Source organism: uncultured Dokdonia sp., from assembly GCF_947492535.1.
Lineage (GTDB): Bacteria > Bacteroidota > Bacteroidia > Flavobacteriales > Flavobacteriaceae > Dokdonia.
Genome location: NZ_CANLNH010000001.1, coordinates 135,750 through 150,625 on the forward strand (window position 1 = coordinate 135,750; position 14,876 = coordinate 150,625).

Sequence of the window (14,876 nt, forward strand, 5' to 3'; positions counted from 1 at the left end):
GAGAAGAATGAATATTACAAAGGAGCAAATCGATGAGCTTAATGCGGTTATCAAGGTAGATATCGCTAAAGATGATTATCAGGATAAAGTACAGTCTATTTTAAAGGATTACCGTAAAACGGCAAATATTCCTGGTTTTAGAAAAGGGCATGTGCCTATGGGACTTGTTCAAAAACAATACGGAATGGCTGTTCGTGTAGATGAAGTAAATAAATTACTTCAAGATGCATTAGGTAAATTTCTTTCTGAAGAAAAAATAGACGTTCTAGGAAATCCTCTTCCTAAAAATCAAGAAGATTTTGATTGGAGTCTAGATGATTATAGCTTTGAATTTGAATTGGGAATGGCTCCTAAATTTGATATAAATCTTAAACCTAAGAAAGCAATTGTAGGCTATGAGATTTATGCAGATGATAAGATGATCGAAAATCAACTTACGACAATTCAAAAACAATATGGTAAGTTAATCTCTCAAACTGAGGTTGCAAAAGATAGCGAAGTTACAGGTGCTTTTGTAAATGAACAACTAGAACTTGACAATACAGCTACTTTTGAAATTGCTCAATTAAAAGGAAAGAAAAATACAGATGCTTTTCTTGGAGCAAAAGCAGGTGATGTGATCACTGTAAAAACAAAAAGCCTTTTTAGTGAAGCGCATAGTTATCAAAATGCGTTTAAGAAAACTGAAGATGAAGCAAAAGAACTGAATGCAGAAGTTACTTTTACGATTTCAGAAGTAAATACAAGAGAGCTTGCAGAGTTTGATCAAGAGTTATTTGATAAACTATATGGAAAAGACGCTGTAAAAACAGTAACAGAGCTTAAAGAAAAAATGAAAGAAGATGCTGCAAAACAATTCCAGCAGCAAAGCGATCAGCAGTTAATGAATGATGTTACAGAACATCTTATCGCAGAAACAAAATTTGAATTACCTGCAGATTTTCTTCAAAAATGGATACAGTCTACAGGAGAAAATCCAATGACAATAGAAGAAGCTATAGAAGAGTATAATCGTTCTGAAAAAGGATTACGTTACCAACTTATAGAAGGAAAACTTATTCAAGAAAATAACTTGCAAGTAACCTTTGATGAGTTAAAAACATATGCTAAGGATATGATCAAAATGCAAATGATGCAATATGGTCAAATGAATCCAGAAGATAAAGAGTTAGAGGACATTGCGGCTCGTATTCTAGGAAACCAAGAAGAGGTGAAAAGACTTTCTGAACAACTTATGAATCAAAAAATGTTAACTTTCTTTAAGGAAAATGTAAACCTTAAGACTAAGAAGGTAACTTTTGACGAATTTGTTAAGGAAGTATACAATTAGAATACTTGTCTATAAATAAGTATCTTTAAGGCGTTTTACTTTTAGGAGTAAAACGTTTTTTTGTAATATAAAATCGTATTAATAATATATGGACTACGGAAAAGAGTTTAAAAATTTTGCAATTAAAGACCAAGGTATAAGTTCTACGTACTATGAAAAGATCGTAAGTAGTATGATGCCAGTGGGTCTTACTCCAAATATCATAGAAGAGCGTCAAATGAATATTGCTATATTTGATGTGTTTTCTCGTTTAATGATGGATCGTATTATCTTTCTAGGAACTGGAATAAATGATCAAGTAGCAAACATTGTTCAAGCACAGTTATTATTTTTGGAAAGTACAGATGCTGTAAAAGATATTCAGATATATATTAATTCTCCAGGAGGAAGTGTATATGCTGGATTAGGTATTTATGATACTATGCAGTTTATAAAGCCAGATGTAGCGACAATTTGTACTGGGATGGCAGCTTCAATGGGAGCTGTGTTATTATGTGCTGGAGAAAAAGGAAAACGTAGTGGTTTACCTCACTCTAGAGTGATGATTCACCAGCCAATGGGTGGTGCACAAGGTCAAGCAACAGATATTGAAATTACTGCTAGAGAAATCTTAATCTTAAAAGAAGAGCTTTATAAAATTATTGCAAAGCATTCGGGACAAGATTATGATAAAGTATATGCAGATAGTGATCGTGATTACTGGATGAAAGCAGATAAAGCGCTGGAATATGGTATGATCGATGAGATTTTAAAAAGAGATTAATTTTGATGTATACGCTTTCGCGAAAGCGTATAATTTATTAATAATAGTTAGTTTACATGGCAAAAGAAGATTTAGAATGTTCGTTTTGTGGTAGAAAAAAACCTGAGACAAACTTACTGGTTGCTGGATTAGATGCACATATCTGTGATCGATGTATTGAACAAGCACACGGTATTGTGGTTGAAGAGTCAAAAGATGTTGAAACCAACGAACTTGACAGTGATCTTATGCTTAAAAAACCACAAGAGATTAAAACATTTCTTGATGAGTATGTAATAGGGCAGGAGTATACTAAAAAAGTAATGGCTGTTGCTGTCTATAATCATTATAAGCGTTTGTTGCAGCCTAAAGATGATGACGATATTGAGATTCAGAAAAGTAATATCGTTATGGTTGGGCAAACTGGGACAGGAAAAACACTTATTGCCAAAACTGTGGCAAAAATGCTTAATGTGCCACTAGCTATTGTAGATGCGACTGTACTTACAGAGGCAGGATATGTAGGGGAAGATGTCGAGAGTATATTAACCCGTCTATTACAAGCTGCAGATTATAATCTGGAAAAAGCACAACGTGGGATTGTATTTATTGATGAGATAGATAAAATTGCTCGTAAAAGTGATAATCCATCTATTACAAGAGATGTAAGTGGAGAAGGAGTGCAGCAAGCCTTATTAAAACTTCTTGAGGGTACTATTGTAAATGTACCACCTAAAGGAGGTCGTAAACATCCGGATCAAAAATTTATAGAAGTAAATACAGAGCATATATTATTTATAGCAGGGGGTGCTTTTGATGGTATAGAAAGACATATTACCAAGCGTCTTAATATGCAAGCTATGGGCTTTAGCGCTAGTAAGAATGAAGATGCTATAGATTTAGATAATATGCTTAAATATATTATTCCTAAAGATTTAAAAGATTTTGGACTTATTCCAGAGATTATAGGGCGTTTGCCAGTTTTAACGCATATGAACCCTTTGGATAAAGGAACATTAAGAGCTATCCTTACAGAGCCTAAAAATGCCATTGTAAAGCAGTACAAGAAGCTATTTATAATGGATAATATAGCGTTTAGCATTACAGACGGTGCATTAGACTATTTAGTAGAAAAAGCGATAGAATATAAGCTTGGAGCCCGTGGTTTACGATCACTGTGTGAAGCAATACTAACAGATGCTATGTTTGAGATGCCTAGTTCTTCAGAAAAAGAACTGGTAGTAACGAAAGAATATGCAGAAGGTAAGCTTAATAAATCTACACTCAAAAAGTTAAAAGCAGTCTCTTAAAATTAAAATACATATAAAGTAAAAAGACCGTTACTTAATATAGTAACGGTCTTTTTTAGTTTGAAGTTGATTTTATATATTTTTAATCTCGTACAATGATAAATTCTACACGACGATTCATTTCATGTTGAGCATCACTACATGTATCACAATCGATTAGAGGTTGCGATTCTCCATATCCTTCTGAAGTAAGGCGATCTTCTGAAATTCCTTTACTTAGTATGTACTTCATTGCAGAGGCAGCTCTCTTTTTAGAAAGTTTTAAATTGTATGCACTACTACCTTGAATATCTGTATGTGCTTTAATATCAATTTTGATATCAGGATTTTGTGTTAATGTTGTAACTACGGTATTTAGTGTTATTGTAGAAATATCTTTAATTTGGTCACTATTAAAGTCAAATAAGATATTATCTATTTTTATAAATGTTTTCTCTTCTGTTTCTACAATTTCGGCAGCTTTAGCATCCAGAGTAATATCTGTTTCAAACGTTGCTACTAAGTTTGTATTGGTGTCAAAAGAAGTAGAATTACGTTCAAAACCTTCTTTGTAAGCTAGGATAGTGTAATCTAAAAATGCATCTACAGGAAAACTATATTCACCATTTTGATCAGAATTAACGGTAGCTACCTCTTCACCATCTGCATCTAATAGTACAATCGTAGCGTCTGCTAATGGGATTTGCGTTTCTGTATCACGCACAATACCAGCAACATTTTGATCGACAACATACTCGCGTATTTTATAGATATCATATTTTCCTTTGCCTCCTTCTCTATCTGATGTAAAATATCCTACAGTTTCTGTGGCAGGAATGTATGCAATTTCATCTTTAGCAGAGTTGATCGTGTTTCCAAGATTACGCGTTGCTACGTAATTTAATGATGCATTTCGAGATCTGAAAATATCAAAACCACCCATACTATTATGTCCGTTAGAAGAAAAGTATAAATACTTATTATCTAATGATGTGTGAGGAAACTTTTCATCTAAAACTGTGTTTACAGATCCTTCTATACGCTCTACAGCGCCATAAGTTCCGTTATTGTTTACAGCTACTTTAAAAATATCATATCCCCCAATTGCTTCTGGCATGTTTGAAGAAAAGTAAAGTGTCTTCCCATCTTTACTTAAATGAGGATTCTCTATTGAATACGAAGTGTCATTAAATGGAAGAGCTGTAATATTAATCCATTCTCCTTCAACCTCTGGATTCATAATAGCTGTATAGAGTTGGAATTTCTGAGTATCTTCTTTTATACTTTTAGAGAAATATATTCTATCACCATCTTTTGAAAAAGAAATGGTTCCAAGATTTTCACCTTTGTTAAGTACATGTGAGAATAATAATGGACGGCGTAAATCCCACTCATATGTAATATCCGAACAATATAATTTTGTATATGGTTCTTTAGTATTAGGATCTATTTTTGCTAATGCTCCGATTTTTCTAGCTGAAAATGAAATAAACTTTTCTTTAAAAAAACCAACTCCATAATCTGAATACTTAGAGTTAATTCCAGTGGTAAAGGTTTCAAATTTAAAACCGTTGTTTCCTATATTAGGATTTGAGTCTGTAAAGGCTATTTCTTGATCTAAAGACGCAACATCTTGATTAGAATCTAATGATTCTTGTGCTTGTATTTGAGATACAAATAGAAGTGCAAAAAATGTAGTAATTAATAATTTCATCATAATCTAATTTACGTTGACTTGGGGTCTTTAATACTGCTAAAGTAAATGGGGAACTATTGATTAAAAAACTTTTTGTCAATTTTTAGATGAGAAGACTGTTATAATCGTTAAAATGCAGGAATTATTCTTGTTAATCCGTAATAAAATTGAGGATTTTTGACAGTATATAGATAATACTTGTAAAAATGAGAATGCCTAATTAAAGATAATTATAAGGAAATATTGAAAAGACAGCGTGTTATTTGTTAAGTCTTAATAATTCATCTAAGAAATCTCTTTTGTTAGAGAGTCTGGGTATTTTATGTTGGCCTCCTAGTTTATTATTTTCTTTAAGCCAATCATAAAATAAGTGTTGTCTTGCACTATGGATTACAGGTGCGTTGAGTGTGGTATTGTTAAATCGCTTAGAATCATAATCACTATTTGCAGAACGAAGTGCATTATCAAGTTTAGTGTTAAAATCTTCAATGCTTTTAGGTGGGTTTTTAAATTCGATAATCCATTCGTGGGCTCCTTTTTCTTTTCCTTTCATAAATATAGGAGCAGCTGTATAGTCTTTAATCTCGCTATGCGTTTCTTTGGCAGCAATACCTAGCGCAATATCTGCATTTTCAATAATAAGCTCTTCCCCAAAAACATTAATATGATGCTTTGTACGTCCACTTACACGTATACGATAAGGATTAATAGAAGTGAATCTAACAGTGTCTCCAATCTTATAACGCCATAACCCAGCATTTGTAGTAATAACAACGGCATAGTTTTTATGTATTTCAACTTCGGATAATGGAATAATTTTTTGAGATGGAGTCCCATAAGTATCCATGGGGATAAATTCATAGAAGATTCCGTAATCTAGCATTAATAAAAGGTCTTTACTATCATTTTGATCTTGAATAGCAAAAAAACCTTCAGAAGCATTATAGATTTCATAATACTTAAAAGAATCCTCAGGGAGTAATTGTTTGTATTGATCAATATAAGGCTCAAAACTTACCCCTCCATGAAAATATACTTCTAGGTTTGGCCAAACATCAAATAGGTTTTCTTTGCCTGTAGTTTCAAGTACATTGTTAAGCAAAACTAGCATCCAAGATGGAACCCCCGCCAAACTAGTAACATTGGTTTGTATCGTCTCGTCAACAATTGCTTGCATTTTTACTTCCCAATCACTCATTAAGGAAATATCACTACTTGGCGTACTACTTAATTCTGCCCAAAAAGGCATGTTATCTATAAGAATAGCAGATAAATCACCATATACAGTGCCGTTATTTTCGTAAAGCTCTTTACTACCTCCTAATCGTAATCCTTTACCAGAAAATAACTGAGAATTTTCATTGTTATTAAGATACATACATAACAAATCTTTACTAGCAGCATAATGACAATCTTCAAGAGATTCTGAACTTACAGGAATGTATTTGCTTCTTGCATTTGTAGTACCGCTGCTTTGAGCAAACCATTTAATGGGGGTAGGCCATAAAATATTGTTTTCTCCTTTTCGGCTACGTTCTATATAAGGCTGTGTGTTTTCATATGAACATATAGGAAGGCGCTCAGCAAATTGGTCATAATTTTTTATTTCGTGAAATCCATACTTTTTACCTATCTCAGTGTCTTTAGCTTTGTCAATAAGTTGGTGTAGTAATTCATGTTGTACTTCATGAGGATATTTTAAAAAAAGTTCCATTTGATGAATACGTTTTTTTAAAAACCAAGAAGCAATAGAATGTACTAGTGGTATAGGCATAAAGTTGGTATATTTACAACGATCTATAGTCGAAATCTCAAAAGCTAATTTAGCTTTTTTTCCTAAATTCTATAAAGTTAAAACACGATAAATCGCATGCAGTATCAAGGAGTCCTCAAAAAAATGCAAACTGAAAACACAAATCCAGTAAATTATTATTTAATAATGGGAAGTGATTTTTTGCATATGAATCAGCTTATAGATAAAGAAGTGCATATAGAGTTTGTAGGATATCAGTGTCTTGCCTGTGGAGAAAATAAAAAGATATATAGACAAGGATATTGTTATGACGATTTTTATAAAGTACCACAAGCAGCAGATTGGATAATGAAACCAGAACTTTCTAAGGCACATTTAGATATTGAAGATAGAGACTTAGTATATGAAAAGAAAGTGCAGTTGCAACCTCATATCGTATACCTTGCAAATTCAAGTAATGTGAAAGTTGGAGTGACTAGAAAAACACAAGTGCCAACTCGATGGATTGATCAAGGCGCCCATGAGGCTTTAGAAATTGTAGAAGTCCCTAATCGTTACCTTGCAGGCATCACAGAAATTGCACTTAAAGAACATGTTTCTGATAAAACAAACTGGCGTAAGATGCTTAAAAATGATATTGAAGATGTAAATCTAATAGAACATCGCGAAGCATTAAAAGCATATATTCCTGAAGAAGCAAAGGCTTATTTTATAGAAGATAATGAAGAGACGCATATTCATTTTCCAGTCACAAAATATCCAGAGAAATTAAAAACTTTAAATCTAGATAAAACTCCAGCTTATGAAGGTATTTTAAAAGGAGTGAAAGGGCAGTATCTTATTTTTAATGACGATACAGTATTTAATGTGCGTAGTTGGGAAGGATATGTCGTGCGTATATCACTTTTATAGTTTTGAAATTTAATTTTCGAATTTAAAAAGACTATTTAAATAATGTATAACACATTTCTTTTGCAAGCGTAATGGACCATTCTTTTTTATGAAGATTACTTTGTGCTACAGCACCTTCAAGAAGTAAATATACTTTTTGAGCTAATACCTTATAATCTTTTTCTGGATTGTCCACTGTAATATTTTCTACTAGAAGCATTTCAATATAATTAATAAGACCATTTTTTTGAGCTTGGACTTCATTTTTAATAAGGGTATTGGACATAGGGACTTCAGAAAAAACCTTAATAGACCAACAACCATTAAAATCTTCCATTTGGTAAAAAAGTTCTAAATAATGAAATATAGCCATTATTCTTTCTTTACCTTCAGGAGCTTGTTCAACATATGCCATTACTTGTTTTGAAAATTCTTCATTACGATGTCGTAAGTGAGCAATACATATTTCTTCTTTGGTGTTAAAATGTTTAAGAAGAGTTGTCTCTGAGATACCAGAAGAAGCTATTATTTCACTTATTTCAGTATTGTTGTATCCGTTTTTATAAAAAAGATCAGATGCTTTATTAATAATGGCTTGACGCACAGAGTTCGTTTCCATGATCATAGTTTGTGAGGTTGTTTAGGACCCATCAAGGTAAAGATTTTTAGTAGACTATTTTTAATAAGACATTAAAAATGTCACAGTATACGCATGCTAGTAAATATCTTTGTTATACGACCTATTGATAATCACTTTTTTACCAATAGGTAAAAAGTGTTCTTTTTTAAAGAAAAACTCTTTTTGAAGATTTAAAAAAGTATAAGTTTTGCTGTTTGGATCAATGAAAGGCTTATAAGAACGATGCCTATCATCCTATTAAGAGAACTAGAATTAGTATCTGGTTTCTTCTTTTGAATACGAGTTCCTAACTTTCCATAACCATAAAGTGTAATCACTTTTCCTAAAAATACTCCCGTAAAAAATAAAATCAAATTAAAAGAAGACCTTTCTATACCTACATTAAAAGAACTTCTTAACAGAGAAAAAACAAGTACCCAATAGATTAATACCGGAGGATTGATAACACTCAGCGCAAATCCAGTTAAATATTTAGAACTGTATTTTCTTTTGTCTCTTTTTTCAATTTGTTTTGTTTTTATAAAGTAAATACCCGCTACTCCTAATACACCAGCTATTAAGAATTGTAACCAGATATGCATTGCAAAAAATTCTTGCACAACCATTCCAGAAGAAAAAGCAGTAAATGCAAGAAGGACTTCACCTATGCCAGAACCATAACTTATTTTTAGAGATTGGTATATGTTTTCTTTAACTGTTGTTTTGATAACAGCAAGATTTGATGCTCCAGGAGGCATGGCTCCTATAATAGTCGCAAAAAAACCGATAAGAAAAATACTTAAAATCATAGGCGTTTAGTAGTACGCTTTCGCGAAAGCTTACACAAAAAGTACCCCTAGGGAAATATTGAAAAGCATTTATGAAAATTGGATATCGCCCAATGAATCATACTTACTAAAGAAACGTAAGTTTTATCGCTTGAAGAATAGAAATGATTATTAGAATAACTCCTATTAAGCGATTTATAAAACATTTAAAATTACTTTTTTTGTTTTGAATTAGATGTCCTAATCTACCGTAGCCGTACAGTGTAAGAACTTTTCCTAAAAAAACACCAATAAAAAACAACATGAGCACAGGTATTGCAGCCATACTATTAAAATTGTAATTTTTATGAAGCATAGAAAAAATAACAACCCAATAAATAAGTACTGGAGGATTAATAATGCTTAGTAAAAAGCCAGTAGTATATTTTGAAGAAAAAGAAGAAGGGTCTTTTACTTTTTTAGGTTTTGTCTGCACTAAATAAATACCTACAATTAATAATACTATAATCAGTACTATTTGTATCCAAATATGCATGACGAAGTATTCCTTGATAACAAAACCAAAACTTAATGCTAGAAATGCAAGAATAACCTCTCCTATACCAGCACCATAACTTATTTTTAGACCTTGCTTTATATTTTCATTTATAGTTGTTTTGATAACAGCAAGGTTTGATGCTCCTGGTGGAAGTGCTCCTACTATCGTGGCAGTAATACCTATAAGAAAAAGTGAAAATATCATGCTTATTTAGTGATTTAGTATCGTAAAAGCGATAAGGTACGTTATTATAATATTCTAAAGGAACTAACGCTATAAACGAGCTGAAAATAGCTATAATTTTTAATGTGTTTGTATATAAATGAATATGGGGAGTAGATATGTTAATTTTACTTCTTGACTCATACTTTAAAACGTATCTTTGCAGACTAAATAAATACCATGAGTACCATTGTAGCCATAGTAGGTCGTCCTAATGTAGGAAAATCTACATTTTTTAATCGTTTAATTCAACGCCGAGAGGCAATTGTAGATGCCGTAAGTGGTGTGACAAGAGATAGACATTATGGGAAAACAGACTGGAATGGTCGCGAGTTTACGGTCATAGATACCGGAGGCTATGTGATAGGGAGTGATGATGTTTTTGAAGCAGAAATTGATAAGCAAGTAGAACTTGCTATTGATGAAGCAGATGCTATCATATTTATGGTAGATGTTGAAAATGGAATTACAGGAATGGATGAAGAAGTAGCTATGTTACTTCGTAAAGTGAAGAAACCAGTTTTTCTTACGGTCAATAAGGTAGATAATAATAAACGAGCAGAAGATGCTGTCGAGTTTTATAACCTAGGACTTGGAGATTATTTTACGATTGCAGCTACAAACGGAAGTGGAACAGGAGATTTACTAGATGCCGTTGTAGAAGCGCTTCCAGAAAAAGAAGAAGAGGAAGAAAATGAGCTTCCTCGCTTTGCTGTAGTAGGACGTCCTAATGCTGGAAAATCAAGTTTTATAAATGCACTTATAGGAGAAGAACGTTATATCGTTACTGATATCGCAGGGACTACACGAGATTCAATAGATACAAAGTATAATCGTTTTGGATTTGAATTTAACCTTGTTGATACTGCGGGGATACGCCGTAAAGCAAAAGTAAAAGAGGACTTAGAGTTTTACTCTGTAATGCGTAGTGTACGTGCTATAGAACATGCAGATGTATGTCTAGTGGTTGTAGATGCAACGCGAGGTTTTGATGGACAAGTTCAAAATATTTTCTGGCTTGCAGAACGCAATAGAAAAGGAATTGTGATTCTTGTAAATAAGTGGGACTTGATCGAGAAAGATACAAAGACCATGAAAGCTTTTGAAAAGCAAATTCGTCAAGAAATAGAGCCATTTACAGATGTACCTATTATATTTATATCAGTACTTAATAAACAGCGTATTTTTAAAGCGATAGAAACTGCTGTGCAAGTATATCAAAACAAGACGCGTCGTTTAAAAACAAGCGAATTAAATGATTTCTTTTTGCCGCTTATAGAGGCATTTCCTCCTCCAGCTTATAAAGGGAAATACATTAAGATTAAGTATTGTATGCAACTGCCTACACCACAGCCACAGTTTGCGTTGTTTTGTAATCTTCCACAATACCTTAAAGAGCCATACCGTAGGTTTTTAGAAAACAAACTCAGAGAAGCATATGATTTTTCAGGAGTTCCTATCTCTATTTATTTTAGGAAGAAATAAACCATGAAAAACTGGGGAAAGATACTTATAGTAGTTGCTATTTTGATAGCTATTTTTAGTACCATAGGGATTTATTCTAGTAGAGAGGTTTTAAGTGCTTTTGGAACAATAAATCAGAAGTTAGAAGAGGCAAATACTCAATCGGTAGTAAATAAAGATAGCCTCATAAATCAGATTCAAAATAATAGTTTTAAGATAAGAGCTATATTTTTGAAAGATGTTGTTCAAGAGTTTCATGAAGATCTAGAAGATCATAAAGAAAAGTTGCTGAACAACGATATTGGTGAAGACTATTCTAAAGCAGATATGGAAACTGTACTTTTTGTAAAAGATGGTCATATTACTGAAAATGGAACATCTTTTATAGCTTCTATGAATCAAATGAGGCGAGACTTTGTTAATAATGCACCAGAAGATTCTCTTTTGTTAAATAAGATCAATGAATTTTTCCCACGAGAACTTGTTAATTCTCAAGAAAAAAGAGAGTCTTGGTTACGATATCATTTTGAAGGCTTTCCAATAATCACTTCGGTTACAAAACTTACGAGTATTCAAAATGATGTTCAAGCTATTGAAAGTCAAATTTTGACTCGTTTTCTGAGTCAGAAAATTCCGGATACTCAATAAACTAGAAACTTCACAGTTATGTTAATTGTTTGCTAAACTATGTTAAGGCTATATGTAGTCTAATAAATGTTTCAGTAATTAGATTATCATCAATCAATCAACCATTCGCCTATATGACACAAGTACGTGCCGTCACTTTTCTCTTCCTTCTTTTTTCTAGTGTATTTCTACAAGCTCAAAATTTTGAAGTTACTGGAGTTTTAAAAGATAAAACGACAAAACAACCCTTAGAAGCAGCGACCGTTTTTATGGAAACAGTTAAGGATACTACCTTAATTACATATACAATAACAAATGCAAAAGGGATGTTTTCCTTAGAAGGAAAAACAAATCAAAAAGAAGTCTCTGTAAATATTTCATTTGTTGGGTATGAGAATTATAGAAAAACAATTGACTTAACAAACCCTGAAGTAGATTTAGGAGAAATTCTTTTAGATTTTAATGTAGCTACTTTAGATGAAGTAGTTGTAAAAAGTAGGGCTCCCATTACTGTAAAAAAAGACACTTTAGAATTTAATGTAAAATCTTTTAAAACCAAGAAAGATGCAAATATTGAAGATCTTCTCAAAGAGCTTCCAGGTGTAGAAGTAGATGAAGATGGGAGAATTACAGTAAACGGAAAAGAAGTTAATAAGATATTAGTAAACGGGAAACCCTTTTTTGGGGATGATCCTACCATTGCTACACGGAATCTAACGAAAGAAATTGTAGAAAAGATTCAAGTAACAGATACAAAAACAGATGATGAGGCGTTTGCAGGAGAAGATGGAGATAAAGAGAATAAAACGATCAACTTAACAATTGCAGAAGAAAACAATAAAGGAGTTTTTGGACGCGTTGCAGGAGGAGTAGGGACAGATGAACGTTTTGAATTTGCTGGGATTGTCAATGTATTTGATAATGATAGACGAGTGAGTGTTCTCGGCGGAGGAAATAACTTGAACTCTGCAGGATTTAGCTTTGGGGAAATTCGAAAGTTTTTTGGAGGAGGAAGATCCCTTTTTGTAAATAGTAATGGCTCCTTTGGAGTTGATGGACGTTCTTTTGGAGGAGGGCAAGGTATTGTAAACAGTCGTAGCGCAGGAGCAAACTATGCTGATGTCATTGGAAAGAAAGTAGATATTTCTGCCGATTATTTTTATTCTGGAGCCAATTCTTTTGATGAGGTGCGCACAGAGCGAGAAAATATCTTTCCAGATAGACGTTTCTTCACAAATAGTACCACACGATCTGATGGAAATGTAGATAATCATAGCGCTAATATGACCTTTAATATAAAAGTGGATTCTACTTTTTTAATCAATATTAGACCTGCTTTTCGATTAAATCGAAATGAAAATCGTTTTGCTTCTAATGAAGCATCCTTTGATGAAGAAGGATCACAAATCAATGAATCTAATGCTAATAACCGTACGTTAAACACAGGTGGTAATTTTGAAAATAATATAAGCTTAACAAAGCGCTTTGGAAGTAAAGGAGCTTTTTTGAAGTTTAGACTACAAAACGAGATTAATAAGCAAGACTCTGAAGATTTTATACAATCCCAAACAACTATTTTTGGGGATGAGCCTACAGAAATTAATAGGAATCAACTTACAGATGGAGAAGCTGGTGTAAATGGGTATAATCTTGGAGTTACGTACAGACAACCCTTAATTGCAAAAAAACTATTTTTAGACTTTGAGTTTGGCTATCGAAATGACAATCGAACTCGAAAGCGAAGTACGTTTGATTTTAATGAAGATACGCAACAGTTTGATGATTTTAATCTAACATTGAGTACCGATTTTGAAGGACGTAATATCCGTGCAACCCCAGAAGTAAGCGTACGATATAATACAGATAAATTTAATATAAGCTTTGGTGCTGGATATGTTTTTAGAAGATTAGAAAATGAAGACTTTTTGCGACCAGAGTTTAATATTACACAAGATTTTGAAGCAGTCGAATTATCTTCATATGTAAATTATACCTTCTCTCCAAAGGCATCTTCCTATTTTGGATATAATCTAACAAATAGACCTCCAGAAGTAACACAATTAAACCCTTTTGTAGATGTTTCCGATCCTTTAAATATCATACAAGGGAACCCTGATTTAGCACCATCAAATAATCATAGTTTTTATGGCGGATTTAATAATTATGACTTCCAAAAAGGAGGCGGGTATTATATAAACTTTAATGGCAATTTTGTGAATGATGCGATCATCACAAAAACAATAGTAGATGAAAACCTTGTACGCTCTACTACCTATGAAAATGTAAATGGAAATTATCAGATATATGGTGGCGGTGGTTATAATAAATCTTCAAAAATAGATTCAATACGTACCATAAAATATGGAGCTGGATTCAATGTAAACGCAAATCGTAATATCAATTTTAATAACGATGTGCAATATGCTAGTAGGACAACTTCTATTGGACCTAGTGTCAATGCGTCATTTACTTGGAAAGACCTATTTGAGATTAGACCTCGTTATAACTTAAGTTTTTCAAATACAGTATTTGGAATTGATGCTTTTGAAGATCAGGATTTCTTAAGACATAATTTAAATTTAGGTACAGCATTATTTATTCCTAAACATGTAGAATGGCGTAACGAAATACAATACAGTTATAACCCTAATGTGGCTCCAGGCTTTCAACAAAGCGCTTGGTTCTGGAATAGCACGGTAGCCTATAGTTTCTTAAAAGATAAAGCAACCGTAACACTTAAAGTATATGACGTACTTGATCAAAATACAAATGCACGTCGTACCGCCAATGCTAATTTTATACAAGATGTACAAAGTACTGTGCTAGAACAATATTTCTTACTAAGTTTTAGCTGGAAATTTAATACCCTAGGAAGTAAAGGAGAGTCTGACAATGGAGGAGTCTTTTTCTTTTAAAT

Annotated in this window: 12 protein-coding genes; 7 read left to right on the forward strand and 5 right to left on the reverse strand. The window is 32.7% G+C overall.

Going from position 1 to position 14,876, the window contains the following annotated elements:
• Window positions 1-7: 7 nt before the first annotated feature.
• The 3 genes from tig to clpX all read left to right on the forward strand — a co-directional run bounded on the left by tig (window position 8) and on the right by clpX (window position 3,382).
• On the forward strand, window positions 8-1,330 hold the full coding sequence (gene tig / locus Q1A60_RS00560) for a trigger factor (protein ID WP_299762887.1): 1,323 nt from the start codon (window positions 8-10) through the stop codon (window positions 1,328-1,330).
• Window positions 1,331-1,418: 88 nt separating this feature from the next.
• Window positions 1,419-2,093, forward strand: coding sequence for an ATP-dependent Clp endopeptidase proteolytic subunit ClpP (clpP, locus tag Q1A60_RS00565; RefSeq protein ID WP_299762889.1), 675 nt, complete (start codon window positions 1,419-1,421; stop codon window positions 2,091-2,093).
• A 56-nt stretch (window positions 2,094-2,149) separates the two neighbouring features.
• The gene (clpX, locus tag Q1A60_RS00570) at window positions 2,150-3,382 is read left to right on the forward strand and encodes an ATP-dependent Clp protease ATP-binding subunit ClpX (RefSeq protein ID WP_299762891.1); all 1,233 of its coding nucleotides are present in this window, start codon (window positions 2,150-2,152) and stop codon (window positions 3,380-3,382) included.
• Window positions 3,383-3,464: 82 nt separating this feature from the next.
• Here the strand turns inward: clpX and Q1A60_RS00575 are convergent, their stop codons facing one another.
• Both Q1A60_RS00575 and Q1A60_RS00580 read right to left on the reverse strand, forming a co-directional pair.
• Window positions 3,465-5,078 (reverse strand): OmpA family protein, encoded by a 1,614-nt coding sequence (locus tag Q1A60_RS00575; RefSeq protein WP_299762893.1) that lies wholly within the window; start codon window positions 5,076-5,078, stop codon window positions 3,465-3,467.
• Between the two features lie 238 nt (window positions 5,079-5,316).
• A complete protein-coding gene (locus tag Q1A60_RS00580; RefSeq protein ID WP_299762895.1) occupies window positions 5,317-6,831 on the reverse strand; it encodes a GH3 auxin-responsive promoter family protein in 1,515 nt (504 codons plus the stop codon).
• Between the two features lie 96 nt (window positions 6,832-6,927).
• Here Q1A60_RS00580 and Q1A60_RS00585 point away from each other — a divergent pair, with 96 nt between their 5' ends.
• On the forward strand, window positions 6,928-7,722 hold the full coding sequence (locus tag Q1A60_RS00585; RefSeq protein ID WP_299762896.1) for a DUF2797 domain-containing protein: 795 nt from the start codon (window positions 6,928-6,930) through the stop codon (window positions 7,720-7,722).
• Between the two features lie 31 nt (window positions 7,723-7,753).
• Here the strand turns inward: Q1A60_RS00585 and Q1A60_RS00590 are convergent, their stop codons facing one another.
• The 3 genes from Q1A60_RS00590 to Q1A60_RS00600 all read right to left on the reverse strand — a co-directional run bounded on the left by Q1A60_RS00590 (window position 7,754) and on the right by Q1A60_RS00600 (window position 9,850).
• Window positions 7,754-8,320, reverse strand: coding sequence for a TetR/AcrR family transcriptional regulator (locus Q1A60_RS00590; RefSeq protein WP_299762898.1), 567 nt, complete (start codon window positions 8,318-8,320; stop codon window positions 7,754-7,756).
• A gap of 191 nt (window positions 8,321-8,511) precedes the next feature.
• Window positions 8,512-9,129, reverse strand: a complete 618-nt coding sequence (locus tag Q1A60_RS00595; protein WP_299762900.1) for a LysE family transporter — start codon at window positions 9,127-9,129, stop codon at window positions 8,512-8,514.
• 106 nt (window positions 9,130-9,235) lie between these two features.
• Window positions 9,236-9,850 carry a LysE family transporter gene (locus Q1A60_RS00600; RefSeq protein ID WP_299762902.1) on the reverse strand — a complete coding sequence of 205 codons (615 nt, stop codon included), beginning with the start codon at window positions 9,848-9,850 and terminating at the stop codon, window positions 9,236-9,238.
• A 198-nt stretch (window positions 9,851-10,048) separates the two neighbouring features.
• On the opposite strand from Q1A60_RS00600, the gene der reads away from it, so the two are divergent.
• From der to Q1A60_RS00615, 3 genes are all read left to right on the forward strand, one after another.
• On the forward strand, window positions 10,049-11,353 hold the full coding sequence (gene der, locus Q1A60_RS00605) for a ribosome biogenesis GTPase Der (RefSeq protein WP_299762904.1): 1,305 nt from the start codon (window positions 10,049-10,051) through the stop codon (window positions 11,351-11,353).
• Window positions 11,354-11,356: 3 nt separating this feature from the next.
• Window positions 11,357-11,980, forward strand: coding sequence for a hypothetical protein (locus Q1A60_RS00610; protein ID WP_299762906.1), 624 nt, complete (start codon window positions 11,357-11,359; stop codon window positions 11,978-11,980).
• Window positions 11,981-12,093: 113 nt separating this feature from the next.
• Window positions 12,094-14,874 (forward strand): outer membrane beta-barrel protein, encoded by a 2,781-nt coding sequence (locus tag Q1A60_RS00615; RefSeq protein ID WP_299762908.1) that lies wholly within the window; start codon window positions 12,094-12,096, stop codon window positions 14,872-14,874.
• Window positions 14,875-14,876: the final 2 nt, after the last annotated feature.

What these genes read in the sequence shown, in the direction of transcription:
- Q1A60_RS00595 (WP_299762900.1), bottom strand. Translation starts at nt 9,129, where the DNA reads ATGATTTTAAGTATTTTTCTTATCGGTTTTTTTGCGACTATTATAGGA.
- clpX (WP_299762891.1), top strand. Translation starts at nt 2,150, where the DNA reads ATGGCAAAAGAAGATTTAGAATGTTCGTTTTGTGGTAGAAAAAAACCT.
- Q1A60_RS00615 (WP_299762908.1), top strand. Translation starts at nt 12,094, where the DNA reads ATGACACAAGTACGTGCCGTCACTTTTCTCTTCCTTCTTTTTTCTAGT.
- Q1A60_RS00590 (WP_299762898.1), bottom strand. Translation starts at nt 8,320, where the DNA reads ATGGAAACGAACTCTGTGCGTCAAGCCATTATTAATAAAGCATCTGAT.
- Q1A60_RS00610 (WP_299762906.1), top strand. Translation starts at nt 11,357, where the DNA reads ATGAAAAACTGGGGAAAGATACTTATAGTAGTTGCTATTTTGATAGCT.
- Q1A60_RS00580 (WP_299762895.1), bottom strand. Translation starts at nt 6,831, where the DNA reads ATGCCTATACCACTAGTACATTCTATTGCTTCTTGGTTTTTAAAAAAA.
- Q1A60_RS00575 (WP_299762893.1), bottom strand. Translation starts at nt 5,078, where the DNA reads ATGATGAAATTATTAATTACTACATTTTTTGCACTTCTATTTGTATCT.
- tig (WP_299762887.1), top strand. Translation starts at nt 8, where the DNA reads ATGAATATTACAAAGGAGCAAATCGATGAGCTTAATGCGGTTATCAAG.
- Q1A60_RS00600 (WP_299762902.1), bottom strand. Translation starts at nt 9,850, where the DNA reads ATGATATTTTCACTTTTTCTTATAGGTATTACTGCCACGATAGTAGGA.
- Q1A60_RS00585 (WP_299762896.1), top strand. Translation starts at nt 6,928, where the DNA reads ATGCAGTATCAAGGAGTCCTCAAAAAAATGCAAACTGAAAACACAAAT.
- der (WP_299762904.1), top strand. Translation starts at nt 10,049, where the DNA reads ATGAGTACCATTGTAGCCATAGTAGGTCGTCCTAATGTAGGAAAATCT.
- clpP (WP_299762889.1), top strand. Translation starts at nt 1,419, where the DNA reads ATGGACTACGGAAAAGAGTTTAAAAATTTTGCAATTAAAGACCAAGGT.